This window comes from Anaerotruncus rubiinfantis (assembly GCF_900078395.1).
Lineage (GTDB): Bacteria > Bacillota > Clostridia > Oscillospirales > Ruminococcaceae > Anaerotruncus > Anaerotruncus rubiinfantis.
In genome coordinates, this window is record NZ_FKLA01000009.1 from 1,430,177 (window position 1) to 1,455,705 (window position 25,529).

A 25,529-nucleotide genomic window follows, 5' to 3' on the forward strand; every position below is an offset into this window, starting at 1 on the left:
ATGAACATCAATGTCAACGTATCCCCGACCCCGGAATCCCTGGGCGCAAACGCCGCCGCTGAAATTGCGCGGTTGCTGTGCGAGGCGGTCGAAAAGAACGGTTCGGCCCGCGTGATCCTTTCGACCGGCGCTTCCCAGTTTGCCACTATCGACGCGCTCGTCAAGCTGGATGTGCCTTGGGAAAAGGTCGAGATGTTCCATCTGGACGAATACGTCGCGCTTCCGGAGAGCCATATCGCCTCCTTCCGCAAATACCTCAAAGAGCGCTTTGTCAGCAAAGTGCCGGTCAAGGCCGCGCACTTTGTGAATGGCGAGGGCGACGTTGCCGCCAACATCGAAGCGCTGACCAGGGAACTGCGCTCCGCTCCTGTTGACGTGGGTGTTATCGGCATTGGTGAAAACGGCCATATCGCGTTTAACGACCCGCCGGCGGATTTTGACACCGACCTGGCCTACAAGGTGGTCGACCTTGACGAGCGCTGCAAAAAACAGCAGGTCGGCGAAGGCTGGTTCGCAACCGTGGACGATGTCCCGAAGCAGGCGATCACCATGACCGTCAAGCAGATCATGGCCTGCCGCCACATCGTGACCGCCGCGCCGCATGGCGTCAAGGCGGAAGCGATCTTCAACACTGTGACTCAGCCGGTCAGCCCGATGGTCCCTGCCACTATCCTCAAGACCCATCCCGACTGGAAACTGTTCATCGACGACGCATCCGCACAGAAACTTTTCGCGCTGTAAGAAGCTGCGCCTGAAAGAAAAGAGGTACAAAAATGTCCCTGGTAAAATATTTCAATGTCGACCGGCTGCAGTGCTATGCCTTTGAAACCCGGAAAGAGATGGGGATTGCGGCTGCGAAGGATGCCGCCGCAATGCTGCGGGTGCTGTTGGCGGAAAAGGAAACGGTGAACATGATGTTTGCCGCAGCGCCAAGCCAGTCGGATGCGCTCGAAGCGCTGCTCAGCGAGCCGGACATCGACTGGGAGCGCGTAAATGCGTTTCATATGGACGAATACATCGGCCTTTCGCCCCAGGCGCCGCAGGGCTTCGGCAATTTCCTGCGCCGCGCGATCTTTGGACAGAAACCCTTTAAAGAGGTGTTTTATATCGACCCGTCCGCGGCTGATCCGCAGGCGGAAGCGGACCGCTATGAAAAGGTGCTGCTTGAGCATCCGATGGATATCTGCATCCTTGGCGTAGGCGAGAACGGCCACGTCGCTTTCAACGATCCGCCGGTCGCGGACTTTGCGGATAAACGGCTTGTAAAAACAGTTGCGCTTGATGAAATCTGCCGCAACCAGCAGGTCAATGACGGTTGCTTTACACAGCTCGATGAGGTTCCGCGTACGGCGATGACTGTCACCATCCCGGGTCTCATGCGCGCGAAGGCACTCTTTTGTATTGTGCCGGCCAAAACCAAGGCGCACGCCATTTCTGAACTGGTGAAAGGGGAGGTTTCCGAGCGCTGCCCGGCTTCCGTCCTGCGCCGTCAGCCGGCTGCAAAGCTCTATCTCGACGCGGACTCCGCTTCGATGCTTTGATCCCACACATTTTTTATATGAACAAAAACAGCTGCCAATTTTAATTGGCAGCTGTTTTTATGTATAATAACATATGGAAAATTGTCTTTCGCGTCATAACGTCCCGCCAGTCGGCAGCATTACTTCACACTGTCGGGCGTGATGGTGCCAAGCCCTATGATATACTCACGCCAGAAATCCTTCCAGACGATGTCGCTTGGGACAGCGGCCTTCTCTATAGGGGATTTTTCTCCGCAGTCGCTGGGCGAAAAGACCACCTTGTAGGTTTCCCCGTCATTTAGTTTTTCAGGGTCGAGCCCTGCGCTGATAAAAGGCAGATAGTCGGTGATACCCGCGTCGTTGGTGACTACCAGACCCGTTTCCATGAGCTGCTTGATCTCGGCTCCGGTCATGTCGTTGGTGAAGACGGGATCGTTATACCGGGGACCTATGGGGATATCAATATTCGTGGTGTCCAGGTTGCCTTGATAGTATTTGCCGTTGGCTGCCGCAACCAGGTGTATGTCCGGGGTATACCGCTGCACCGTACACAGGGCAATGTCCCCAAGTCCCGTGGCGTAGAGGGCGTTGGCCACCAGCCTGACGGTCTGCTCTGTGGTCAGGTCCTGGCTCACCGTGGCCAATGCGTTGCTGGTATACTGATTTTTGATGGTATCCTGTCGGATGGAATCCATCAGTTCGAACGCTTTGTCCAGATCGCTGCCGGAGGTGACAGCCTCCCGCAGGTATTCACCAGTAAAGGCCAATAGATCCTCGTAACCGGGATACAAAAAGGGCGCCGCGTGACCACGGTTCATGGCTTCGTTAAGGGGGATAAATTCTTCCGGGAGATGGGCGGTGGTGCCGGCAAGAGGCAGAATATCCGCTTCACTGGAGCGGAAAAGCTCCTGTCCCTCCTCGGAGGAGAACAGCTCCAGCAGCTTCAGGGCGTTTTCCAGCTTTTTCTCGTTTCCCGGTTCGTTCAAGCGCTTGTTGAGACCGATCTTAATGCCGTAGTTGGTGGCACAGAATTCACTGTTCCCACCAAGGCCATAGAGGGGAAAGGTCCCAAATTCGTCTGTGGAGTCCTTGATCTTTCCCAGGAAAAAGGGCTGTCCGCCCACCAGATACGTCATGGCGCACTCGCGGCCCACAAGCATCTTGACGCCTTGCTGATCGCTCATATCCGACTGTACGGCTTCAAACGCACCGGCGTCCACCCAATCCTTCAGGAGTGTGATGCCGGTGCCGAAGCCTTCCCGGGAAGAGGCCTCGCCCTGCGCGAACTTCTGCGCCCAGGTAACGCCGTCCGCCGTCATCAGGAAGTCGCAGTGGGACAATTCGCTCATCAGGGTAAAGTAGGTGCCGGAATACAATCCGGGCAGCGTTAGGGGCAGCATGTCGGTTTCGGCACGGATGGTTTTGACCAGAGAGATAAACTCCTCATGATTGGTGGGGACCGCCCAGCCCCGCTCGGCAAAGAGGGTCTTGTTATAGGCGATGCCCCGGGCTGTGGTGGGGCCCTCCAGCATATAGATGCTGCCGTCCACCGAGAGATTAGAGAGGACGCTGGCCTTATAGTTCTGTACAAAGCCGTAGCCGGAGATATCCAGCAGGTTTTCCTTTTGAGTGCTGTCCTCCGGCGCGTAGGTGGCCAGGATAATGTCGGGCAGATCGTTTCGCTCAAACCGCTCCTGGATATGCACAGAGACCGCGGAGCCGAAATAGGGCTGCACGTCAAAGGTGATGTCCGGGTCTTGGGCGGTCAGCTTATCCATCAGCGGTTCAATGCTCCGGTTTGGGATCAGAATACTGAGGGAATGGTCTTCTGGCGCGCCGCCGCACCCGGCAAGGAAGCCTGCCAGCACAGCCATGGTCAACACCATGGCCAGAATTCGGGATAAGGTCGACGTTTTCCTCATGTACTTTCTCCTCGTTTTCTCTCGGGATGATATTGATAAATAACGGCTTTTAGCCTGTCTATTTCCAACGGCTTTGCCAGATGGTCGTTCATACCGGCGGCCCGGGTCTTTTCCACATCCTCTGCAAATGCGTCCGCTGTCATTGCTACGATGGGCACGCCGGCGTCGCTCCGGGACAGGCCGCGAATGGCACGGGCGGCGGCCAGCCCATCCATCACAGGCATACGCAGATCCATGAATATGAGATGATACTGCCCCTCGGGGGAGGCGGAAAAACGCTCCACGGCCTGTCTGCCATCGGCGGCCGTGTCCACGGTAACGCCAAGCTCCTCCAGGATGTCCGACGCGATCAGCAGGTTGAGCTCGTTGTCCTCCACCAGCAGCACCCGCATACCGTCTCCCTGGTTCGGCAACTCTGCAATCTCCCCGGGGGCCTGAACCGGCAGCGCGATGGCAAGCGGAAGGGTCACGGAAAAGCAGCTCCCTTTTCCAGGGGTACTCTCCACCTGAATGTCTCCTTGGAGTTTTTCCACCAGGTGTTTGACAATGGACAGCCCCAGCCCCGTCCCTTTGTACTGCGTGCGGCTGCCGCTGTTTTCCTGGCTGAATGGCTCAAACATGCGGGTCACAAACTCCGGGGACATACCAATCCCCGTGTCCCGCACCTCAAAGGTATACAGGGAAATCCCATCCCGTGGCTCCTCCTGCGCGGTGCGCAGGGTGATGACGCCCTTTTCCGGGGTGAATTTCACCGCGTTGCCCAGCAGATTGGTCAGGACCTGATTGAGCAGCAGCTCGTCGCTCTCCACACAGCAGTCTTTCAGCCCGACGGTATCGACCTTGACCGCAAGCTCTTTTTCTCTGGCCAGGGCTTCGACATTGGCGATACATCCCCGCAGTAGCGCGTGAATATCCAGGGGCGCTGCATGGATCTCCACCTTGCCCTGCTCGATTCTGGACATATCCAGAATATCGTTGATGAGCAGCATCAGTTGATGAGAGCTTTGATCGATCTTCTTCAGATAGCCCGCCGGGTCGGCGTAATCCCGCATGGCAAGATGGCACATCCCCATAATGCCGTTGAGGGGCGTACGGATGTCGTGGGACATATTGGAGAGGAAATCGCTTTTGGACTGGCTGGCCTGCTCTGCCGCCCGCAGGGCTTCCTGCTGTGCTTCCAGCGTTCGGTGTGCGTTCAGGCGCATAAACAGGATCAGCACGACGGACAACGCAAAGGCAATCCCCGCCATCTCCAGAATTAGCTTCTGCACAAGCTCCGTTGTGCCGCCGCTTACATTTTCTTCCGGTACAAATAGGATCATCGTCCAACGTTCCGCCACAGGGGCGCAGGACACGAAATAGCGCATATTCTGAAGGGTGATCTCCCCTGTAAAGAAGTTCTCCGTCTTTACCGCTTCCACAAGGGTCTCATAGCTGGTGTCATACAAAAATTCGGCATTTTTCAGTGCGGTTATGACGTTATAGGACGGCAGGACCTCCGCGCTGGAGGTCTGATGATACAGCCGCGTGCCGTCCGTCTTTGTGATGTAGGTGGAATTGCCCACCCCAAAGGATGAAACCTCCAGTTCGGGGAGCATAATGTGCATATCGATGGTAAGGGTGACGTGTGTCAGTACAGCCCCATCGGTAAGCGTGATGGGTCGCGGCAGCCGATGGAGAAAGAGCATCTGCTCGGCGCCGATGGTATTGGATTCCCGTATGGCGATCTGCCGGTCGGGAAGCTCCGCTGGCAGCATCTTGGGTAGCGGCCAGCGGGTGACGGTGCCATCCCAATTGTAGCTGTTGCTTTCGTAGTCAATACAGCTGAAGGTCCATGGGGAGTGATCCTCGGCGTTTTGACTTATATCCACAAGGCTGTCCAATAGCTCCCGGGAGTTGAGAGCTGGGAAGCGCTGTATCATATAGACCAGCTGACGCAGTTTTTCCCATTCGCTTTTAATGGAAATATTAACCAATTCTGAGCTTTTTTTCGCGTTCTGCTCCATACTGTACAGCCGCTGGAGGTAAAGCTGTTCATCCAGCGAGGAGGCAAACAACGCGCAAAGGCTCACCACCAGTGTGACGGCGAGCAGCATCAGTGGAAGAACATACTTGCGCTTGCGAAGGGAGGTTTTCTTTATTTTGTTACTCACGGCATCGCCTCTCTTTGCTCAGCCATTTTTGCAGGACAACATGGATAAGATCCATGTCCAAGGGTTTGGCAAGAAAGTCGTTCATACCGACGGCTTTTGCCATATCCCGATCCTCCTGGAAGGTGTTTGCCGTTAATGCAATAATCGGGATTGATTTTGCTTCCGGGTGGCTGGAAGTGCGGATGGTTCTGGTGGCCTCCAATCCGTCCATATTCGGCATTTGTAAATCCATCAGAATCAGATCAAAATAGCCGGGCTGACTTTTATGGAACATTTTCACCGCTTCGACGCCGTCTGCCGCGAGTTCCACCTGCGCTCCCTCGGCTGTAAACAGGTCCGTGGCGATTTCCGCGTTGAGGAGGTTGTCCTCCGCCAGCAAAAAACGATAGTTTGCAAATGTTTCGGCCGAAGCATTCTGCACGTGTGTTTCTACCGGCTTGCCAAAGGGAAGTGAGATGGTGAAATAGAATTCGCTGCCGGAGCCGACTTCGCTTTTTACTTTCAGCGTGCCGCCCATAAGCTCAACAATGTTTCGGCTGATCGGAAGCCCCAGCCCCGTTCCCTGACTGCGGGTACGGTTGCTGCCAATCTGTTCAAAGGATTCAAAGATGCGGGAAATATCCTCCTTGGAAATTCCCACGCCGCTATCGGAAACGCAAAACCGATAGGCCGCCCCTGTATCAGTTGTCTCGATTTCCTCCACGGTCAGAAAAACCTGTCCGTCTTTCGGCGTGAATTTTACAGCGTTGGAAAGCAGGTTCATGAGCACCTGTTTTAAGCGAATCGGGTCGCCTGTTAAATCGGTGTGCTTGACCTGCACTTTGGATAAAAGCTTTATTTGCTTGCGCTGCGCCTGCGCCTGCATGATACTGCAAATTTCATCCAGCACGCGATCAAGAGAAAAGTTTTCATCGGCAATTGTCATCATACCTTGGTCGATGCGGCTCATATCCAGAATGTCGTTGATAAGCCCCAGCAGATATCGGGATGAGTCATTCAGCTTCGCAAGGCTCTTTCTGATGTCCTGCGGAATATTGTCCTTCATGGAGATGAGGGTGGACAGCCCCACAATGGCATTCATAGGAGTTCGGATCTCATGGCTCATGCGGGAGAGGAATTCGCTTTTCGCCATATTTTCCGCTTCTGCCTTGGCAATGGCCTTTTGCATATTTGCTGCTTTGACTCTTGCTTTGGCAATGACAACAACAGCAAAGATTATCAGGATTGAAAAAGCGCTGATGACCAGCACGGCTTCCATAGGATGGCTTTCAATCCATTTTCCCAGCGTGTAGACATCGTCACCGATTGCAATAAAATTGTGATCCAGAATCGCGTCCCTGTCTTTTCCAGAAAGGCTGTTGATGCCCTTGTTGATAATGGTGAGCAAGTTGGAATCCGCCGGTGCGGGCAGCGCAAAACAGACGTCTATTCGATTATTGGAGAGTGTAACCGGGACAACATTATTGAATATATGCTCCTGCATTATTTGCTCCATACGGGTAGACAGGCCGTAGGCAAAATCAATTTCTCCGGTATTTACAGCATGCAGAAGATCATAGGTGGTTTCATAATATTTTACATGACTGGCATCCACATAATCCGGCAGCTGTCGTCCTTCCAGCAAACCGCAGGTCAGATTTTCTCCCGGGTAGGTTACCGATTTATTACGGACCACCAAATCATTCAGGGCGGTGTATGATGCCGATGTTACCAGATCGTCTCGGATAACCGCATGGGAGTCCTCAAAGAAAAAGCCTGCCATATCGGCTTTGCGCTGTGTCACAAATTGCTGAGTTTCAGCATAGTTTTCGGCAAAGACATAGGAAAATTTGAGGCCGTACTGCTCGCTGATTTTGCCAAGCAGTTCAGGGACAATACCGTCGTGTCCGCCGTCATCGGTGCCAAAACAGTAAAAGGGATGGAAGTAGCCGGGAACAACCACGGTTACTGTACCTTTTTCCCGAATATATTCCGTTTCCTCTTTGGTGAGTATCAGGTTGTGCGTATTGGAGGCCCCAAAATATTGATCGTAAAGCTGGTTTGAGAAATCAGGATTGGCGGACAGGATTTTGCCCATTGCCCAATTCAGTTCATCCCGCAGCTCCTGATTATTTGGCTGGGTCACGATATAGTGGGGCTGCGCGTCAATATACTCCACTGCACGAAACTTGCCCGTATTATCCGTTGTATTTCCCAATTTCAGGTCAATGATACCAGCAGACAAATCGGTATCCATTTGCCCCGCGGCAACCTCTTCGGGAGAATAGCGTTTGATCGTGCATTCGATTCCATTAAGAAACAAAAACGCTTCAAGCCGGCGTATGTTTTCTGCGGCGCGCCCCACAACGCCGATGGTTTTGCCGTTCAGATCCTTTGTGTCATAGCCGCGGACACTGTAATCGTCCTGCCGCGCCAGCAGCACGGATTTTGTGGTTCCGCAGCTGTAATCCGGGTACGCAAAATATTGTTCTAAGGATTCCGCATAATAGGTGCCGCCCATCAGGTCGTATTTACCCGCCAGAAAATCCTTTGTCATATCGTTGCTGTCGGTATCAATATATTCATAGGCCCAGCCGGTATATTTGGCGATCTCGTTGAGATAATCCACGATCAGGCCGTAGCGGTGCCCCCTCTCATCGATCATGGTAAATCCCGGGACCTCTGTGAACGGCACACGAAGGACTTTCTGCGTTTGGGCAGCGGCAGGAGCAGCGGAAAGTATAAGGAGCAAGAAGGCTATGCAGGCGGCATAAAACCGCTTTGCCGTTTTCCTTATTTTTGATTTGAATTTCATACATAATCTCCTGTCTTACTTCCACAGCAGAGAAGTATCATATAGAGCCTTAGCTGCGTGCAAATAGTTGAATTTATCACATTGCCGTATGATCTGCCGGTGTACATACTGAAACATTTCCGCCGTCCGTTTTGCAAATACCACAGCATCTCCGCCTGCCAGCGCATCCGCCGCCCCGATACACCTGCGATTCATTTCCAACACTTGCGCTGCGTTCCCACTGCCGACAAGTCCCGGTATTTTGATGACCATGCGATGATTTTCCAAAACAGTCGCATAAACTGCCCGCATGGCTTTATAGGGAATATGCTCCACCAGAAATTCTAAAACCGTAATGGAGAACGACGGGGACCGCCGTCCTGCGCTCTCCAGATCCGCCAGCCTTTGACGCAATGCCCGCGCCTGTGCCGGGGATACAGACTGAGCGGCGTAAAGCGCCACCCCTTCTGCTGTCAGGGCAAGCAGCTCGAAGTTCTCCAAATAGCGTTTGACATAGCTTGCAATCAATTTTTGAGAAATCGGAAGCTGATCCGCTGCGGGCGGATTCTGTGACACAAAGATACCCTTTCCACGGATTGTCTCCACTACGCCCCATTGCTTCAACGTCTTAACCGCTTGCAGGGTGGTAACTACACTGACGCCATATTGTATTTGCAGCGCGGCATGGGAGGGGAGCTGATCTCCTGGTCGATAGTGCCCGATGGAGATCAGCCCCAAGATGTCCAGATACACGCTGGAGTACCGTTCTTCCGCTGTTTTGAGCCATTGCTCGCTGCTTTGAATCCCAGTCCTGAACGGCGAATCCGAGGGGACGACACACGCAAACGACTTTTTTGAAAGAGGGGAGGAATGGTAAACTTCGGTGAGAAAATTTTCCAGTTCTTCCTCAGTACAGCTAGTCTGCTCAGCTTCTTCCACAAAATGCAGCAGTGCTTCCAGATAAGCGGTTCGTATCTGCTCGGAGTCGTTGAGACCTATTAAATCCGCGAAACCAAGACTGCCTATTATCCGCAGGGCCAGCTCGTTTTCGCATCGTGCGATAAAGAAGCGCCAAAACGACTTTGAGTTTCTCCAAAACAGGCCGGACTGTTTGGGGTTCATTTGTTCAACGATCTGTTTGGGAATCAACCAGTCTGTTCCGCGGCATAAAGAAATGCCCCGGTAAATAAATGGATAGCAGAGCAGCTCCGCTGTTTTTATAATATCCGCCATGGCAACCGGGTTCGGCTCTTTCATTTGATCCACAGGGCAAGCCGGCGCCGGCCGGTCGATAACAACGGCGCGTTTGCCCTCGCTGGTTTCGATGAGTCCTGCACCGGACAGCATGGCAAGCACACGCCGCATAGTCTTTGCAGATACCGTATATTCCTTGCAGAGCTTGGTGCAGGAAGGTAAAGATGAGCCTTTTGGAAACGATCCTGATTCAATTTTATTTTTTAATATCTGAAAAATCCGTTGGTATTGAAACTCCTCGCGGCTCATAAAATCTCCTTATCCTAAGTTTAAATAAAAATGCTTGAAACGCTTTTGCCGTATGAAAACGCCGCTTGATTTTCGTCAAGAATGGTTATCATTGGAAATCGGGGAGAGAGCAGAGAACGGACTCGTCATTGACTTGTCATAAAAGCAATATCCGTTGCGCCCCTTATGTTTCACCGTATAAAGCGCCTGATCTGCATAGTGGAACAATTTTTCATATTCCGTGGCGTCCGTCGGCGCGAGAGCAATGCCCATGCTGATCGTGGTATCAAACCCGTTATACGTGCCGTTCAAGGAAGTGAATATACGCTTTGCAGCGGAGTCTATATCCGCTTTGTATTCCAAGAAAATCATAAATTCGTCACCGCCTGCCCGGGCGACAACATCGGAGTTCCGAACGACCTTCTGCAGCCGATGCGCCACTGCGCGCAGCACCTGATCTCCAAACACATGTCCATATTGATCGTTGGCATTTTTAAAGAGATCCAGATCAAAGAGGATCAGCGCAAACCTTTTCTCAGCTTCTGTGTCCTCGGCAAGTGTTTCCGTGATTTTTCTCCGCGCAAACTCCCGGCGGTATAGTCCTGTCAGTTCATCGGTGGACGCTACCTGCTTCAGACTGTTTACTTCCGTAAGCTCATCATGAACATCGATGCATTTTCCAATGATGCCGATGATTTCATCCAAGTCCTCTCCCGACCAAAGGGGACGGGCTAAGATTTTGTGCCACCGCCGCTGACCGCGTATATTGAGGCGATAGCTTTTGATGACAGTTGGTTCGCCGTGAGAGGCAGAGAGAATTTGTTCCCGCAAATTGCTGTAATCATCCGCTTCCATCATCTTCTGAAGCGCATGTTTCTCTGCGGAATAGATCGTGATTTCAGGCAGGCCCAGTCGCGCCGCTCCCCACTCTGAAAGCACCAGCATATCGGTTTGGAAGCTATATTCAAATTGGATTTCTCTGGACATGGCCGCAAAAAATTGATACTTGACCCGCTCCTGCTCTAAGAGAGCCAAAGTCCGGTTAGAAGCGTTTCCGCTTTGCAGCAGGCTTTGGGCAAGATCATGCGCTTCCATTTTAGGAATTTTGCCCAGGGAACATATCTTCAGCTCTTTTTCCAGATCCGTGCCGATATCCGTCAGGCAACGTAAAAGAAGCGGATTGAAAACACCGCACCGCCCGTCCATAATCATCTGCATGGATTGTTCGTGAGAGTAGGCTTTCTTGTAAACACGCTCGTGAGTCAGCGCGTCATATACATCAGCCAGCGCCACGACCTGTGCTTCGATGGGGATCTCGTCGCCCACAAGACCGTCAGGGTAGCCCCCGCCGTCATACCGTTCATGGTGCCACCGGCAAATGTCCCGGGCAATCTTTACAAGCTCTTCCTTCGGATAATACTGTGTTTTTTCCAGCATATTGGCTCCGGCTATGCTGTGGAACTTCATGGTTTCATATTCTTCAGCCGTCAGTCTGTCAGGTTTATTTAATATCTTTTCATCAATGGAAATTTTACCGATATCATGCAGCGCGGAGGCGTTAGCAATAAGCGGTATTTTGGTCTGTATATCCCGGTAGCGATCTGTAACTGCGCAAAGCCGCCTTAACAACAACTCGGTAACCAGACGTATGTTGAGGACATGCATACCGCTTTCGCCGTTGCGGAATTCTACGATATGGCTGAGTACATCAACCATAATTTGATTGCTTTTTTCCTTTTCCAACATCTGCTCTGTTACCATATTTTCAAGATGCTTTTGTTTGGAATAGAGCATGATCATATGGGAAACGCGGTGCTGCACTGTTCTGGGTTCGAAGGGCCGGCTGATATATTCCATAGCCCCCAAATCATAGGCGTTTTCAATATAGGCCGGAGAGGTTTCCGACGAAATGATGATCACCGGAATTTGCTCCAGCCATTTGTTTTTGTTCATAATTGCCAGCACTTCAAAGCCGTCCGCTTCCGGCATCATGATATCCAAAAGCACAAGCGAGAGCTCGCGCTTGTTTCTCTCAATTTGCGCAATCGCCTCAAGGCCGTTTTCCGCTTCGATGATCTCATACTTCTCATCAAGGATATCCGCCAATACCGAACGGTTAAGCTCCGCGTCGTCCACGATTAAAATCTTACTTTTCGTATTCACAACAGGACCTCCTCTGCCGCCGTACTTTTCAGGCAGGTTTCAATACAGCTCAGTATGACTTGATAGGTCTGTTTTGTTTTTGAAAGCAGGGGCGTGATGTTGGCATTTGCTTCCCGGGGACGAAGCAGTTCCGTCAACTCGCTTACCTCGCCGGCAAACTTGGTAAACTGCATATTCAGAGCCAGACCTTTGAGGGTATGCGCAGCACGAAACGCCGTTTCGTAATCATTTTGTTCCAAGGCTTTGCAAAGTGCGTCCAGATTGGCATCCTTTTGCATAATCTTAAAATATTTGATAATCCGCTCATCGGTCTTAAACAGGCGGGTAGCGTCGGCATAGCTTCCGCCTATTTTTATGTAACATTCTTCAACATTCATTCGTTTTCCCCTACTTCCGCTTATTTAAGCCGATACAGTGCTTTATATTTTTGAATTTTATTTATCACACAGTTCACACAGTTTTTTCTTTTTCATCGCGTACATCATGTGGTCGGCACGGTCCAAAAAGGATTCCGCTGTATCATTTTTATATAGAACCGCAACCCCGTGGCTAATCGAAATGCTGTATTCCGGATGAGATTCAAAATGGAAAGAGGCCAATGAACAGGCCGCCTTATCACATATCGCCATGGCCGCTGACGGATCAATGTTTTCAAATATCACCGCAAACTCGTCTCCGCCAACTCTTACTGAATGGATGCTTTCGTTCATCAATGCTTTCAGCGTGTCCGCAATTTTTAAAATTACCTCGTCGCCAAATACATGCCCAAAACGGTCATTTACGTGCTTAAAGCGGTCAATATCCAAAACAGCCAGGGACAATGGCTTGCTTTCACTCTTTGCATGCGCCATCATAGAGGGCAGATTTTCCAACAGGTATTGTTTATTGAATAAATTCGTAGAGTTGTCCTTCATAATTCTCTCGTCAAAAAGAGAAATTAGAGACATCACCTCATCCGCGTTCCGCAAATTATTCTCCTGCAGAAGAAAGCTATTGCTGACATCCTGTATAAGTTCAATAGAATATCTGCGTTTTTTGATTTCAATCGGAATGGAATGAATCAAAAAGATACGCTTATCCAGAAAGCAGAGCTTGATCATGGGCTTGTTTTCTTTTATGGCACGGCAGGAGGTGCAGTTCATACAGGGGGCGTTCATATTCCACACCTGATAGCATTTCTGGTTCGTCTCAATTAACTGTCCGTGGCGATAATCAAACACCTTGTGCGTATCAACATCCACGATGCGGTAAAATTCCGGAACATGAAGAGAAAGCTGTTTTTGCAGTTCATCTTCCAATCGCTTAAATTCAAACATTTTCCCGCGCTCCCTTATCAACTTCACTCTTTATCTAAATCTAAAAGCTATTTCAGCAGAAGCAAATGACGCTATATTTACCTCGAAAATCCACGCGCCAAAACCGTGTACCTATAATATATTAGTTTACTGCACATTTCGACAAAAGTCAATTTGTAGACACAGCGTTTCATATAAATTGTCGTAAAACAACTGCCCGATATCAATAACGCGGCGCAACCGCTTTCTATTTTGCCGTTTATATCCGATATGCCGTTGCCCTTGTCTTGATACAGCTTGGAGGTTGCGGTTTTAGGCATAGCAAAAGGCGGACAGCCGAAACTGTCCGCCTCATACCCCCACATTTTAGGCCGGTTTACGAAATATCCTTATGAACACTCGCTCAAAGCGGGATGTTTTTTTACGATTCCGATTTAGGCGTTCCGATCCGGACGTTTGATGAAGCGGTGATAGACCGCGTCCACCACTACGGCGATGGCATTGTCTCCCGAAACGTTGCATGCGGTGCCAAAGCTGTCCTGTGTGATGTAAAGCGCGATCAACAGGCTCGCGAGCGCGCTGTCCGAGGCGATCCCCACCATCGGCAGAAACGGCAGGGCGGACATGATCGCGCCGCCCGGCGCGCCCGGTGCGGCAACCATCGCGATGCCGAGTGTCATGATGAATGGAATTATGGTGTGCAGCCCCACATCCATTGCGTTCATGAGCAGGACGCTGGTGACGCAGCAGGTGATGGTGATCATGCTGCCTGCCAGATGGATGTTCGCGCAGAGCGGGATCACAAAGTTACGAATCTGGGCGGAAACGCCGTTTAGCTCGGCGCAGCGCAGGTTGACCGGGATGGTCGCGGCGGACGACTGGGTTCCCATGGCCGCAAGATAGCCGGAAACCTGGTGGCGCAGCATCGAAAAGGGGTTCTTTTTGCCGATGGCCCCCGCGAACAGAAAGATTGCGAGCAGATAGCAAAGGTGCAGGCAGATGACCACGAGGAACACCTTCCAGAGCACCGAGAGGATCAGGAAGGTCTGTCCGCTGTAGGTCATGTTGGCGAAGGTGCCCATGATGTAAAGCGGCAGCAGCGGGATGATGGCCACGTTCAGCACCTTGACAATCATTTTTGAAAACTCATTGGCCAGGCTGTAAGCGCTGTCGCCGATTTCGCGTCCGCGCATCGAAGAGATGCACAGCCCCAAAACGAAAGCCAGCACGATCGCGCCGGTGACATCGAAAAGCGGTTCCAGAGGGATTGAGAAATAGGGGGAGAGCATCCCGGCTTCCGGGTCTCCGATCGAGGCGACGATGCCGCCCGTGACAAAATGAGGAAACAGGTTGATTGCAACAAAGAATGCGAGACTCCCGGCCACGATGGTGGAAGCATAGGAAATTCCGGCGGTGATCCCAAGGAGTTTCCCGGCGCCGTGGGTGAGGTCGGCAATGCCGGTCACGACGAAGGCCAGGATCATCAGTGGGATGATGAAGCGCAAAAAGGTGCTGAACAGACTTGAAAGGGTGATCACAATCCGCACGAGCGGGGCGGGCAGAAAGCTGCCGATGAGGATGCCGAGCAGGATCCCGATAATGAGGCGCGGCACAAGGCCAAGTTTTTTCTTTTCCATCTTTTCTCTCCATCTGTATGTTCTGAAGGTGCGGTGCTTTCCTATTGTACGATATCCGGCGCGTTCTGGCAAGAGGCCGCGCTCCGGGCCGTGTGAAAGGCAGCCGCAGCCTTGCAATTTGAGGTGCATTAGGATAGAATGGGAGATAACCCCCGGGGACAAGGCCGGGGAGATGTGAGGGGCGTTATTATGAAAACCTGCCGGTTGAAGCGGCTTTTGAAGAATACCCTCGGCATTTTGTTTGTTGCGGGGCTTTGTTTGGGTCTCTCCTGTGCCCCGCAGGCGCTGGCGTCGTCCGCGCGGACAATCCGGGTGGGCTTCCCCCTTCAGAAGGGGCTTGCCGAAATCGACGATGCGGGGGATTATTCCGGCTATACCTATGAGTATTTGCAGGAGATTGCCCAGTATACCGGATGGGAATATGAGTTTGTGCAGGTACCGGGCAGCATCGACGAATCGCTGACCGAGATGCTGCGCATGCTCCAGGCGGGGGAAATCGATCTGCTGGGCGCGATGGTTTACAGCGACGCGCTGGCGCAGGAATACGATTATCCGGGAAGCAGCTACGGGATGGCCTATTCGGTGCTCTGGGCGTTGGAGGAGAATACAAAGATTAACGAGAGCAATTACCGGACGTTGGATCCGCTGCGGATCGCGGTGCTCGATATGGCAAACAGCCGGATTGCGGCGCTTGAGCAGTTCTGTGAGATGAACCAGATCACATACGAACTGATCAGGTGCGGTACACAGGAGGAACAGACCGCCGCGCTGAAAGACGGGCGCGCGGATGTGCTGCTCGATGTGGACCTGAACCGGCAGGAGGGCGTTCGGACCATTGCAAAGTTTGCCCCGCAGCCATATTATTTTGCGACCACAAAGGGAAATTCCGAAATTGTTAACAAACTCAATTTCGCAATCTTGAAAATCAACGAGGCCGATCCGTATTTTGCGGTGAACCTCTATGACAAATATTTTGGAGGGACACGGTCGATCTTGGTCCTTTCGGATGAAGAACAGGCCTATATTTCCGAAGCGGGCACAATCCCGGTGGCAGTGTCCACCGCGGACGCGCCGATACAGCGGTTGGATGAAAAGACCGGGGATTTTTGCGGCATTTCGGTCGATCTTCTCCGGCTGGTCGCGCAGCGGACGGGGCTTGCCTTCTCGTTTGAACCGGCAGGGGCCCCCGCATCCATGCGGGAGAGCCTAGCTGATGGAAAAATCGTTATGGTGGCGGGGATGCCTTATGACTACAATGTGGCGCGGGATTATGGTGTGGCGCTGACCCGGCCGTACCTCGAAACCAAAATCATCATGGTTCTGCATAAGGATTTGGAGGTGGATGACTTTTCCGGGCTGCGCATCGCGCTCGTGCCGGAGTTATCAGGATTCAACCGCTATGGGAGCGAAACCGTCTGGCGTGACACGATAGAGGAATGCATGGAAGCGGTGGAGCGCGGGGAGGCCGATTACAGCTATGGGGACAGCTATGCCGTCCAATACCATTTCAATCGGTCCGCCTACCGGAACCTGCTCCTGATCCCGGAAGCGAACATTTCCGAACAGATTTGCATGGGTGTGAGCAAACAGGCGGACGTCAACCTGCTGACGATCATCAACAAGGTTGTGAACAGTATTTCGGACGCGGATATCCAGTCGATCATCTATACCAATACGGTCGAATCCACGCCGGTCACCTTCCAGGACTTTATAGATTCAAATCCCCGCGCTGTCATTCTGGCGGTGGTTGTGTTCGCGTTGCTTCTGCTCGGTGCGATGTCTCTGTATTTTTACCTGCGTGTGCGGACCGAACGCGCGCTGGCTTTTGAAAACCTGCGCTACCAGCAGCTGTGCAAGCTGACGGGCGAGCACCTGTTTGAATATGATTACCGGAAGGACTGCCTGACTTTGTCAGAGGAGAGCTCGAAAGAGCTCGGAAGGCCGCGGGTTATGCGTCAGTACGCGAAACAGCTGGCGGAACGGGTTGCCAAGGGGGAGGAGGACCTGCTCCCGCTTTACGAGTGGATCGTTTCCGGCAAAGATGGGATGCGGGATATCCGCGTCAGGCTGCCGGACGGAAATTTTCGCTGGATGCGCCTGATCACCAAGAATATCGGCGGAGCGGAAACTCGGCCGGATTATGTAATCGGAAAGATGATGAATGTCCAGCGGGAACGCGAGGAACGCGAATACCTGCTGCGCCAGGCGCAGTCGGACAGTCTGACGGGGATCTATAACGCGGCGACCTGCCGCGACCTGATTACAAAGATCCTTGCCGGAAACCGCAAGGACGATCAGGGCGCGCTTTTCATTATCGATATCGACTGCTTTAAGGAGGTCAACGACCGTTTTGGCCACTTTGCCGGGGATCAGGTTCTGATGGAAACCGCCGCCGTACTGCGGGCGGTTTTCCGCAAGGAGGACGTCATCGGCCGGTTGGGCGGGGATGAATTTTTGGTGTTCATGAGGCGCACAACAAGCCGAAAGCTGGTGGAGAGCAAATGTGAGATGCTGCTGGAACGGATTCATGGGATCTTTCCGGGAGAGGATGGGCATCCAGTTTCCGTCAGCGTCGGCGTTGCGCTTTCCAACGTGGGGCAAAGTTTTGACGCGCTTTATAAAGAGGCCGACGGCGCGCTTTACGCGGTGAAAAAGCGCGGAAGGGACAGCTGCGAGATCGTCTGACCGCCTTTTCGGGGCAGGAAGCTGAAAACGAAGGGGAAAGACCGTGCCGGAATTGGGAAACCTGATGAAAAGCGGCCTTCTGGGACAGGAAACGATTGACAAGCGGGAACCGGCTGTGCTATTCTTAATAAAAAGTTAACAATTGAATTGTTTCATATCGAAATCCAGGGGAGTAGTCAGTACTTAGGTGCAGTTAAATCAACATCACGGGTCCTGCTTCGGATCATGGTTTAACTTGAAATGACAAGACCTGTGTTCATAGTCCTTTATGAACACAGGTCTTTTATTCTGTGATTCTTCCTGGTTTGTGCCGGCCTTCGCGGCCGTTCTTATAGATCGCCCGGGCAGCGGGCGTTGACAGCATCCACTATTCTATTAAAGGGGTCGAAAATATGGAATTTCTGCTATCCGGTATCCTTGCGATCCAGCCTGAACAGATTGTGATGTACGCAATTGGCGGGCTGCTGATCTATCTGGCGATTGCAAAAGGCTTTGAACCCGCGTTGCTGATGCCGATGGGCTTCGGCGCGATCCTTGTGAACCTGCCGCTTTCAGGCGTTGTGAACCAGGTCACGGCCGGCATCGGAGAGGTGCCGGGCATTATCCAATGGCTGTTTGAAACGACAATTGAATCTTCCGAGGCGCTGCCCATCCTTCTGTTCATCGGCATTGGCGCGATGATCGATTTCGGGCCGCTGCTTTCGAACCCGAAGATGATGATCTTTGGCGCGGCGGCGCAGTTCGGCATCTTCTTCACCGTCTGCGTGGCGTCGCTCTGCGGTTTTGACCTTAAGGACGCCGCTTCCATTGGGATCATCGGCGCCGCCGACGGCCCGACTTCGATCCTGGTTTCCCAGATCTTCAAATCGAACTACATGGGTGCGATTGCGGTGGCGGCTTATTCATACATGGCGCTGGTACCGATCGTGCAGCCGTTTGCCATCAAACTGGTCACCACCCAAAAAGAGCGGATGATCCGCATGCCCTATAACCCGAAGAGCATCACCAAGACCACCCGCATCCTGTTTCCGATTATCGTCACGATCATCGCGGGGCTGGTCGCGCCGATGTCGGTTTCGCTGGTCGGCTTTCTTATGTTCGGAAACCTCCTGCGCGAATGCGGTGTGCTGACCTCCCTCTCGCAGACCGCGCAGAACGAATTTGCAAACATTATCACCCTGCTGCTCGGTATCACGATCTCCTTCTCGATGCGCGCCGAACAGTTTGTAACCTGGCAGACCCTGCTCATCATGTGCCTGGGGCTTCTGGCCTTTGTTATGGATACGATCGGCGGCGTGCTTTTTGCAAAGCTGATGAACCTTTTCCTGCGGGAGAAGATCAATCCGATGATCGGCGCGGCCGGCATTTCGGCTTTCCCGATGTCCGCCCGGGTCATCCAGAAGATGGCGCTCGCGGAGGACAAACAAAATCATTTGCTGATGCATGCCATCGGCGCAAACGTTTCGGGCCAGATCGGGTCGGTGATCGCCGGCGGCATCATCCTGTATCTGATTCCGACATTCATCAAATAAGGGAGGATTTGCAGAAATGTTCAGTGCAAGCGCAATCAGTAACTTTTGGATTTCCCTTGAAGTGATGGGGCTTGGGATGTTTGGCATCTTTACGGTTATCCTGGCGATCATGGGCGTTGTTGTGGTGCTCACCAAGGCCGGATCAAAGACCGGAAAGTCCGAGGACGAATAAAGCCGACATTCAGAAAATGGAATGGAAAAGCCGCGCGCCCATGGGCGCGCGGCTTTTTGGCTGTTCAGAATTTTTTGCGCAGAAGCGTGAAATCGAAAAAGTCGGTATAGAATTCAAAGGAACGCATCACCGGACGGCTGAGCTTGCAAAACCCGATTTCGTCGAGCATGATGAGCGCATCGCCTTTTGCAGCCTCCAGACGTGACCGGATGAGCGGGTCGGCGTTGGTGGCGCGCAGCTTGGCGATACTGGTGACGACGGTGAGCCCGCAATACCGGTCGAGGATATCGAACACCGGCATCGACCAGTCGATATCCGCGTAGTTCATCCCTTCAAGGAGGGCCTTTGGCAGGTAGTCAACCGAATAGATGACAGGAGTACCGCTGGCGAGCAGCCGTTTTTCGCAGACGATAGCGGGCGCGCCGGAATCGATCTGCAAGATTTCCGCCAGCTCTTCGTCGGCGGGCTCCACCCGCAGCGAAATGCTGTCAACGCCTGGGCGGTAGCCCGCGTCGCGGATGAGCTCGTTATATTCGAGTTTCAGATCGAGCCGGTGCTTGAGGCCCACGATCTCCCGGTTGATGACCGTCCCGATGCCGCGCACCCGCTCGATGAACCCTTCCCGTTCCAGATCGGAGAGCGCATCGCGGATGACGGTGCGGCTCACCCCCAGGCGTTCCGCCAGCTCCACCTCGGAGGGAAGGCGTTCCGCGGCTGAAAAAGCGCCTTCCTTCAGCTCCTTGATGAGCAGCGCGCTCACCTGGGTGGACATGAGCCTTCCGCCCAGATAGGGAAGTTCGTATTCTGACGGCATGCGAATAACCTCTTTCATTTGAAAGTAAAATAGAAGGAGCTTGCAAAAACTGGAGGAATGGGGTATGATGAAATCGGAATAGATTAGTATGATTAATAACGATATTAGATAAAATTCCACCGCGATCTTTGCCAAATTTCCTAATATATCCTTCATTATACGCGGTAATCAGACAAATTACAAGGGAAAATCTCTGTAAAGGGGAATTGCACGATGAAATCGGGCGCTTCATTTGCCGTCAAGGGCGCGATCCTGCACAGCGCTTCAAAAGATGAGATCCGCTGCCTTCCGGACGGTTATCTGATCTGCGAAAACGGCCTGGTCGCGGGCGTATTCCGTGTGCTGCCGGAAAAATATGCAGGGATCCGGGTGGTTGACCACACCGGGAAGCTGGTGATCCCAGGGCTTTGTGACCTGCATCTGCATGCGCCGCAGTACGCCTTTCGAGGGTTGGGGATGGACCTCGAGCTGCTTGACTGGCTGGACGCCCGCGTATTCCCGGAGGAGGCGAAGTTTGACTGTCTCGCCTATGCGGGCAAAGCTTACGGAATCTTTGCCGACGCGCTCAAAGAGAGCGCGACCACCCGCGCCTGTATCTTTGCGACCATCCACACCCCGGCGACCCTGCTGCTGATGGGACTGCTGGAAAACGCCGGCCTGCATGCGCTGGTCGGCAAGGTGAATATGGACCGAAACAGCCCGGATGCGCTGCGGGAAGCAGGGCCGGAACAGTCGCTCGACGCGACCCGGCAGTGGATCGAAGCCTGTTCGGATTTCCGGAATGTGAGGCCAATCCTCACGCCGCGCTTCATCCCCTCCTGTTCGGACGCGCTTTTGGAAGGCCTTTCGATGCTGCAAAGGGATTACGGCCTGCCGGTTCAGTCGCACCTTTCCGAGAACCTTTCCGAAATTGCGTGGGTGAAGGAACTCTGCCCGGGCGTTTCCTGTTATGGCGAGGCATATGACCGATTTGGACTGTTCGGCGGGAGCTGCCCCACGGTTATGGCGCACTGCGTCCATCCGGAACCGGCGGAACTGGCGCTGATGCAAAAGCGCGGCGTCTTTATCGCGCACTGCCCGCAGTCGAATGAGAACCTTGCTTCCGGCATTGCTCCGGCGCGCGCCTATCTCGACGCGGGGATGCCGATGGGGCTGGGCACCGATATGGCAGGCGGCTTCTCCCTTTCGATGCTGCGGGCCATGGCTGACGCGGTGCAGGTTTCCAAGCTGCGCTGGCGGCTGGTGGATGAAACAAAAAAGCCGCTCTCGGTTTCTGAGGCGTTTTATCTCGCAACCCGCGGCGGCGGGGCGTTTTTCGGCAAGGTCGGCGCATTTGAGCAGGGATATGAATTTGACGCGGTGGTATTCGACGACGCGCGCCTGCCGCATCCGCAGGCGCTCACGCCGCTGGAGCGGCTGGAGCGGCTGATCTTTTTGTCGGATGGCCGCGAAGTCTGTGAAAAATATGTGGCGGGGATAAAAATATAACCAAACCTGTGCAACCAAATTTTCTTTGGAGATGGAGAAAATTTGGTTGTTTTCTTTCCCGGAAGGCGTTATAATATTGACAAATAAAAGTATGACTTTTATAAATTGTATCCTGAAAAAGAAAGAAACTGTAATGAAACTTAGGCAGAAACGATAAACACTTCCCGGTTGAACAGGAGGTATGCGCGATGGGAATTGGCAGGAGCATCAACCGCGTGGACGCGGTGGAAAAGGTGACCGGCAACGCGAAATATACCGACGACCTCACCCCGCGAAACGCGTTGGAAGCTAAAGTCGTGCGCAGCACGATTGCAAACGGGCGGGTGCTGCGATTCGACCTTTCCGAAGCGCTGGCAGTGCCGGGAGTGGTGAAAATCCTCACCTGCTTTGACGCGCCGGAGCACTGTTTTCCGACCGCTGGGCATCCCTGGTCGACCGATCCGAAACATCAGGATGTGGCCGACCGCCGCCTTTTAAACGAGCGGGTGCGCATTTACGGCGACGAGATCGCCGTTGTCATCGCGGAGGACGAGATCGCCGCCGCACGCGCTGCGCGGCTCGTAAAGGCCGAGTACGAGGAGTATCCCGCAATTACCACGGTCGAACAGGCAATGGCGCCCGGGGCCGTCCCAATCCACGACGAAAGGCCGGATAATATCCTGGCGCACAGCCGTTACCGTGTCGGCGACCTGGATTTCGACGAGGCGGTCAGGGAAGATGAGGTACGCGTCTTTGAGCAGCAATATACCACCCAGACAGTCCAGCACTGCCACATCGAGCCGCCTGTTTCCTTTGCCTATATGGAGAACGGCCGGATTGTGGTGGTTTCCTCCACCCAGATCCCGCACATCGTCCGGCGGGTCGTCGGGCAGGCGCTTGGCGTTCCATGGGGCAGGGTACGGGTGATCAAACCGTATATCGGCGGGGGATTCGGCAACAAGCAGGAGGTGCTCTACGAGCCGCTTAACGCCTGGCTGACCACCCAGGTGGGCGGCCGGCCGGTGCGGCTGGAAATCTCCCGCGAGGAGACCTTTTCCTGCACACGGGTGCGCCATGCAATCACCTTCCGGGTCAGGACCGCCGTCCGTTCGGACGGCAGGCTGGTCGCCCGCAGGTTGGAAGCTTGGTCGAATCAGGGAGGCTATGCGTCTCACGGCCACGCGATCGTGGCGAACGCGGCGAACGCCTACCGCCACACCTATCACGACGAGAAATCCCTGACTGCGGACGCCTACACCGTCTATACGAATATCGCTTCCGGCGGCGCGATGCGCGGTTACGGCATCCCGCAGGCGGTATTCGCGCTCGAAAGCGGGATGGACGATATCGCCGCGGCGCTGGGGCTCGATCCGATCACGATGCGCGAAAAAAATGTGATGCGGCTCGGATATGTCGACCCGATGACCGGTATCACCTGCCATTCGACTGGCCTGCTCGAGTGTATCGAGAAGGGCAAGGAGTTCATCCGCTGGGACGAGAAGCGCAGGGCATACCGGAACCAGACCGGCGACATCCGGCGCGGGGTGGGCATGGCGCTTTTCAGCTACAAGACTGGCGTCTACCCGATTTCGCTTGAAACGGCGGCCTGCCGGCTGATTCTCAACCAGGACGGCACGGCACAATTGCAGATGGGCGCGACCGAAATCGGCCAGGGCGCCGATACGGTGTTCACCCAGATGGCGGCGGAGACGATTGGCCTGCGGGATGAGGACATTCATATTGTTACGATGCAGGATACCGACGTCGCGCCGTTCGATACCGGCGCATACGCCTCCCGCCAGACCTATGTCAGCGGCATGGCGCTTAAAAAGACAGCCGGGATTTTTCGGGAGAAGATCCTCAGTTACGCTTCTGAGATGCTGGAACTGCCGGCGGACGCGCTCGACATTTCCGACAGCCGCATCGTTGCGCATGAAAGCGGTGAAACACTCCTTACGATGCAGGCGCTCGCAATGGAGGCCTTCTATAGCCTGACCCATTCGGTACATATCACCGCAGAGGCCACAAACCACTGCAAAGACAACACCTTTGCGTTCGGCGTCTGCTTTGCCGAGGTGGAGGTGGATATCCCGGTCGGCAAGGTGAAGGTGCTCGATATCATCAACGTCCACGATTCCGGCGTGCTTATCAACCCGAAGCTCGCGGAAGCACAGGTGCACGGCGGCATGAGCATGGGACTGGGGTATGGATTGGGCGAGCAGCTCCTCTATAACGACGCGGGCAGGCCGTTAAACGGCAACCTGCTTGATTACAAACTGCCCACCGCGCTGGACACACCGGAATTGCATGCGGATTTTGTGCAGCCGGTCGATCCAAGCGGTCCCTACGGGAATAAGGCGCTCGGTGAGCCGCCCGCGATCCCGCCGGCACCCGCGGTGCGCAACGCGGTGCTGCATGCCACCGGCGTGGCGGTGGATACGCTCCCGATGAACCCGCAGAAGCTGGTGGAGCTGTTCACCGAGGCCGGGCTCATCAAGGGAAGGGAGGGATCTTCGGATGTATGATATCGAAGGGATCTATCAGGCAAAAAGCGCTGCGGACGCGATTGCCGCTTTGCGGGACGACCCAAAAGCGCTTGTCATTTCGGGCGGCAGCGACCTGCTTATCAAGATTCGGGAGGGCAAGCTGGCAGGCTGCCGCCTGGTGAGCATTCACAGCCTTCCGGAGCTCACAGGCGTTTCGATGGATGCGGGCGGACGCATCCGCATCGGGCCAGTGACGACCTTCTCCCACATCACAAACGATCCGCTCATCCAAAAACACCTGCCAATGCTTGGTGAAGCGGTCGATCAGGCGGGCGGGCCGCAGCTGCGCAACATCGGGACGATCGGGGGAAATGTCTGCAACGGCGTGACCAGCGCGGACAGCGCCTCCACGCTGCTCACGCTGAACGCGATGCTCGAACTGACCGGCCCGGATGGCGCGCGCCTGGTGCCGCTGGAGCGTTTCTACAAAGGCCCCGGCAGAGTTGATCTTGCGCACGCCGAGCTGCTGACCGCTATTTTCATTGAAAAAAGTGATTACGAAGGTTTTGGCGGGCACTATATCAAATATGCCCAGCGCAATGCGATGGATATCGCGACGCTCGGCTGCGCGGTCAATGTGAAGCTTTCCGCTGATCGAAAGGCGGTGGCGGATCTGCGGCTGGCGTACGGCGTCGCTGCGCCAACGCCAATCCGATGCCGCGGGACCGAAGCGCTCGCGGCAGGGCGCGGGATTGACGCGGAGCTTTTCGAGCTGGTTGCAGAAACCGCTGCCACAGAGGTTGCGCCGCGCACGAGCTGGCGCGCGTCAAAGGAATTCCGCGTCCAGCTTGTGAAGGAGCTGAGCCGCCGCGCGCTGGACAGGGCAATCAAACATGCGGGAGGTGTGGCTGATGCTTAAGGTGATTACAATGACGGTCAACGGCAAGCCCGCAGAGATTGCGGTCGATGAGCGCGAATCGCTCGCGGATACGCTGCGAAAGCGTTTGGGGCTCACCAGCGTCAAAAAAGGATGCGAAGTTGGGGAATGCGGCGCCTGCACCGTTCTGGTGGACGGCGAGGCGATCGACAGCTGCATCTATCTGGCCGTTTGGGCGGAAGGCAAGAGTATCCTCACGGTTGAAGGCCTGCGCGGCCCGGCCGGCGAACTCGACCCCATCCAGCAGGCGTTTGTGGAAGAGGCTGCGGTACAATGCGGTTTCTGCACGCCGGGGCTCATCATGTCTGCGGTGGAGATTGTGGGCAGTGGGAAAAAGTATACCCGTGACGAACTGCGTAAACTTATCTCCGGGCACCTTTGCCGCTGTACCGGATATCAGAACATTCTGAACGCGCTCGAGCGGATTGTCAACGAAACCCACAAGGTGGTTGGAAAATGAAAAAATTTTTTCAAAATGAGAACCTCCGCCG

At 54.0% G+C, this 25,529-nt stretch carries 18 protein-coding genes; 9 read left to right on the forward strand and 9 right to left on the reverse strand.

What is annotated here, in order from left to right; genetic code table 11:
- Together BN4275_RS12325 and BN4275_RS12330 are read left to right on the forward strand one after the other, a co-directional pair.
- On the forward strand, positions 1–741 hold the full coding sequence (locus BN4275_RS12325) for a glucosamine-6-phosphate deaminase (RefSeq protein WP_066458746.1): 741 nt from the start codon (positions 1–3) through the stop codon (positions 739–741).
- A gap of 32 nt (positions 742–773) precedes the next feature.
- Positions 774–1,541: a glucosamine-6-phosphate deaminase gene (locus tag BN4275_RS12330; RefSeq protein ID WP_066458748.1), complete on the forward strand. Its 768-nt coding sequence runs from the start codon at positions 774–776 to the stop codon at positions 1,539–1,541.
- Positions 1,542–1,660: 119 nt separating this feature from the next.
- On the opposite strand, the gene BN4275_RS12335 is transcribed toward BN4275_RS12330, so the two are convergent.
- The 8 genes from BN4275_RS12335 to BN4275_RS12370 form a co-directional block, all read right to left on the reverse strand.
- Positions 1,661–3,442, reverse strand: a complete 1,782-nt coding sequence (locus tag BN4275_RS12335; protein WP_066458750.1) for an extracellular solute-binding protein — start codon at positions 3,440–3,442, stop codon at positions 1,661–1,663.
- The gene (locus tag BN4275_RS12340) at positions 3,439–5,595 is read right to left on the reverse strand and encodes an ATP-binding protein (protein ID WP_066458751.1); all 2,157 of its coding nucleotides are present in this window, start codon (positions 5,593–5,595) and stop codon (positions 3,439–3,441) included. The genes BN4275_RS12335 and BN4275_RS12340 overlap by 4 nt, the downstream gene beginning before the upstream one ends.
- On the reverse strand, positions 5,588–8,389 hold the full coding sequence (locus BN4275_RS12345) for an ATP-binding protein (RefSeq protein WP_066458753.1): 2,802 nt from the start codon (positions 8,387–8,389) through the stop codon (positions 5,588–5,590). Before BN4275_RS12345 ends, BN4275_RS12340 begins: the two co-directional genes overlap by 8 nt.
- 15 nt (positions 8,390–8,404) lie before the next feature.
- Positions 8,405–9,871, reverse strand: a complete 1,467-nt coding sequence (locus tag BN4275_RS12350; protein WP_066458755.1) for a GntR family transcriptional regulator — start codon at positions 9,869–9,871, stop codon at positions 8,405–8,407.
- 75 nt (positions 9,872–9,946) lie between these two features.
- Positions 9,947–12,013, reverse strand: coding sequence for a diguanylate cyclase (locus BN4275_RS12355; RefSeq protein ID WP_066458757.1), 2,067 nt, complete (start codon positions 12,011–12,013; stop codon positions 9,947–9,949).
- Positions 12,010–12,390 carry an Hpt domain-containing protein gene (locus BN4275_RS12360; protein WP_066458760.1) on the reverse strand — a complete coding sequence of 127 codons (381 nt, stop codon included), beginning with the start codon at positions 12,388–12,390 and terminating at the stop codon, positions 12,010–12,012. The genes BN4275_RS12355 and BN4275_RS12360 overlap by 4 nt, the downstream gene beginning before the upstream one ends.
- Positions 12,391–12,447: 57 nt before the next feature.
- Positions 12,448–13,329 carry a GGDEF domain-containing protein gene (locus tag BN4275_RS12365; protein WP_066458764.1) on the reverse strand — a complete coding sequence of 294 codons (882 nt, stop codon included), beginning with the start codon at positions 13,327–13,329 and terminating at the stop codon, positions 12,448–12,450.
- A gap of 413 nt (positions 13,330–13,742) precedes the next feature.
- Positions 13,743–14,945 carry a dicarboxylate/amino acid:cation symporter gene (locus BN4275_RS12370; protein WP_066458766.1) on the reverse strand — a complete coding sequence of 401 codons (1,203 nt, stop codon included), beginning with the start codon at positions 14,943–14,945 and terminating at the stop codon, positions 13,743–13,745.
- A gap of 189 nt (positions 14,946–15,134) precedes the next feature.
- Between BN4275_RS12370 and BN4275_RS12375 the strand changes: the two genes are divergently transcribed.
- The 3 genes from BN4275_RS12375 to BN4275_RS17570 all read left to right on the forward strand — a co-directional run bounded on the left by BN4275_RS12375 (position 15,135) and on the right by BN4275_RS17570 (position 19,334).
- Positions 15,135–17,630 carry a transporter substrate-binding domain-containing diguanylate cyclase gene (locus tag BN4275_RS12375; RefSeq protein WP_066458768.1) on the forward strand — a complete coding sequence of 832 codons (2,496 nt, stop codon included), beginning with the start codon at positions 15,135–15,137 and terminating at the stop codon, positions 17,628–17,630.
- Positions 17,631–18,022: 392 nt separating this feature from the next.
- Entirely contained in the window at positions 18,023–19,162 is a 1,140-nt protein-coding gene (locus tag BN4275_RS12380) for a sodium ion-translocating decarboxylase subunit beta (protein ID WP_066458770.1), read from the forward strand.
- A 16-nt stretch (positions 19,163–19,178) separates the two neighbouring features.
- A complete protein-coding gene (locus tag BN4275_RS17570) occupies positions 19,179–19,334 on the forward strand; it encodes a hypothetical protein (RefSeq protein WP_195276860.1) in 156 nt (51 codons plus the stop codon).
- 64 nt (positions 19,335–19,398) lie between these two features.
- On the opposite strand, the gene BN4275_RS12385 is transcribed toward BN4275_RS17570, so the two are convergent.
- Positions 19,399–20,148, reverse strand: a complete 750-nt coding sequence (locus BN4275_RS12385) for a GntR family transcriptional regulator (RefSeq protein WP_066458771.1) — start codon at positions 20,146–20,148, stop codon at positions 19,399–19,401.
- Positions 20,149–20,361: 213 nt separating this feature from the next.
- Between BN4275_RS12385 and BN4275_RS12390 the strand changes: the two genes are divergently transcribed.
- From BN4275_RS12390 to xdhC, 4 genes are all read left to right on the forward strand, one after another.
- On the forward strand, positions 20,362–21,636 hold the full coding sequence (locus tag BN4275_RS12390; protein WP_066458772.1) for an amidohydrolase family protein: 1,275 nt from the start codon (positions 20,362–20,364) through the stop codon (positions 21,634–21,636).
- 188 nt (positions 21,637–21,824) lie between these two features.
- The gene (xdhA, locus tag BN4275_RS12395) at positions 21,825–24,140 is read left to right on the forward strand and encodes a xanthine dehydrogenase subunit XdhA (protein WP_066458774.1); all 2,316 of its coding nucleotides are present in this window, start codon (positions 21,825–21,827) and stop codon (positions 24,138–24,140) included.
- On the forward strand, positions 24,133–25,020 hold the full coding sequence (gene xdhB / locus BN4275_RS12400; protein ID WP_066458776.1) for a xanthine dehydrogenase subunit XdhB: 888 nt from the start codon (positions 24,133–24,135) through the stop codon (positions 25,018–25,020). The genes xdhA and xdhB overlap by 8 nt, the downstream gene beginning before the upstream one ends.
- A complete protein-coding gene (gene xdhC / locus BN4275_RS12405; RefSeq protein ID WP_066458778.1) occupies positions 25,013–25,498 on the forward strand; it encodes a xanthine dehydrogenase subunit XdhC in 486 nt (161 codons plus the stop codon). Before xdhB ends, xdhC begins: the two co-directional genes overlap by 8 nt.
- Positions 25,499–25,529 lie beyond the last annotated feature (31 nt).

Coding starts and splice junctions, on each gene's coding strand:
- BN4275_RS12325 (WP_066458746.1), top strand. CDS start 1: ATGAACATCAATGTCAACGTATCCCCGACCCCGGAATCCCTGGGCGCA.
- BN4275_RS12330 (WP_066458748.1), top strand. CDS start 774: ATGTCCCTGGTAAAATATTTCAATGTCGACCGGCTGCAGTGCTATGCC.
- BN4275_RS12335 (WP_066458750.1), bottom strand. CDS start 3,442: ATGAGGAAAACGTCGACCTTATCCCGAATTCTGGCCATGGTGTTGACC.
- BN4275_RS12345 (WP_066458753.1), bottom strand. CDS start 8,389: ATGAAATTCAAATCAAAAATAAGGAAAACGGCAAAGCGGTTTTATGCC.
- BN4275_RS12350 (WP_066458755.1), bottom strand. CDS start 9,871: ATGAGCCGCGAGGAGTTTCAATACCAACGGATTTTTCAGATATTAAAA.
- BN4275_RS12360 (WP_066458760.1), bottom strand. CDS start 12,390: ATGAATGTTGAAGAATGTTACATAAAAATAGGCGGAAGCTATGCCGAC.
- BN4275_RS12365 (WP_066458764.1), bottom strand. CDS start 13,329: ATGTTTGAATTTAAGCGATTGGAAGATGAACTGCAAAAACAGCTTTCT.
- BN4275_RS12370 (WP_066458766.1), bottom strand. CDS start 14,945: ATGGAAAAGAAAAAACTTGGCCTTGTGCCGCGCCTCATTATCGGGATC.
- BN4275_RS12375 (WP_066458768.1), top strand. CDS start 15,135: ATGAAAACCTGCCGGTTGAAGCGGCTTTTGAAGAATACCCTCGGCATT.
- BN4275_RS12380 (WP_066458770.1), top strand. CDS start 18,023: ATGGAATTTCTGCTATCCGGTATCCTTGCGATCCAGCCTGAACAGATT.
- BN4275_RS17570 (WP_195276860.1), top strand. CDS start 19,179: ATGTTCAGTGCAAGCGCAATCAGTAACTTTTGGATTTCCCTTGAAGTG.
- BN4275_RS12385 (WP_066458771.1), bottom strand. CDS start 20,148: ATGCCGTCAGAATACGAACTTCCCTATCTGGGCGGAAGGCTCATGTCC.
- BN4275_RS12390 (WP_066458772.1), top strand. CDS start 20,362: ATGAAATCGGGCGCTTCATTTGCCGTCAAGGGCGCGATCCTGCACAGC.
- xdhA (WP_066458774.1), top strand. CDS start 21,825: ATGGGAATTGGCAGGAGCATCAACCGCGTGGACGCGGTGGAAAAGGTG.
- xdhB (WP_066458776.1), top strand. CDS start 24,133: ATGTATGATATCGAAGGGATCTATCAGGCAAAAAGCGCTGCGGACGCG.
- xdhC (WP_066458778.1), top strand. CDS start 25,013: ATGCTTAAGGTGATTACAATGACGGTCAACGGCAAGCCCGCAGAGATT.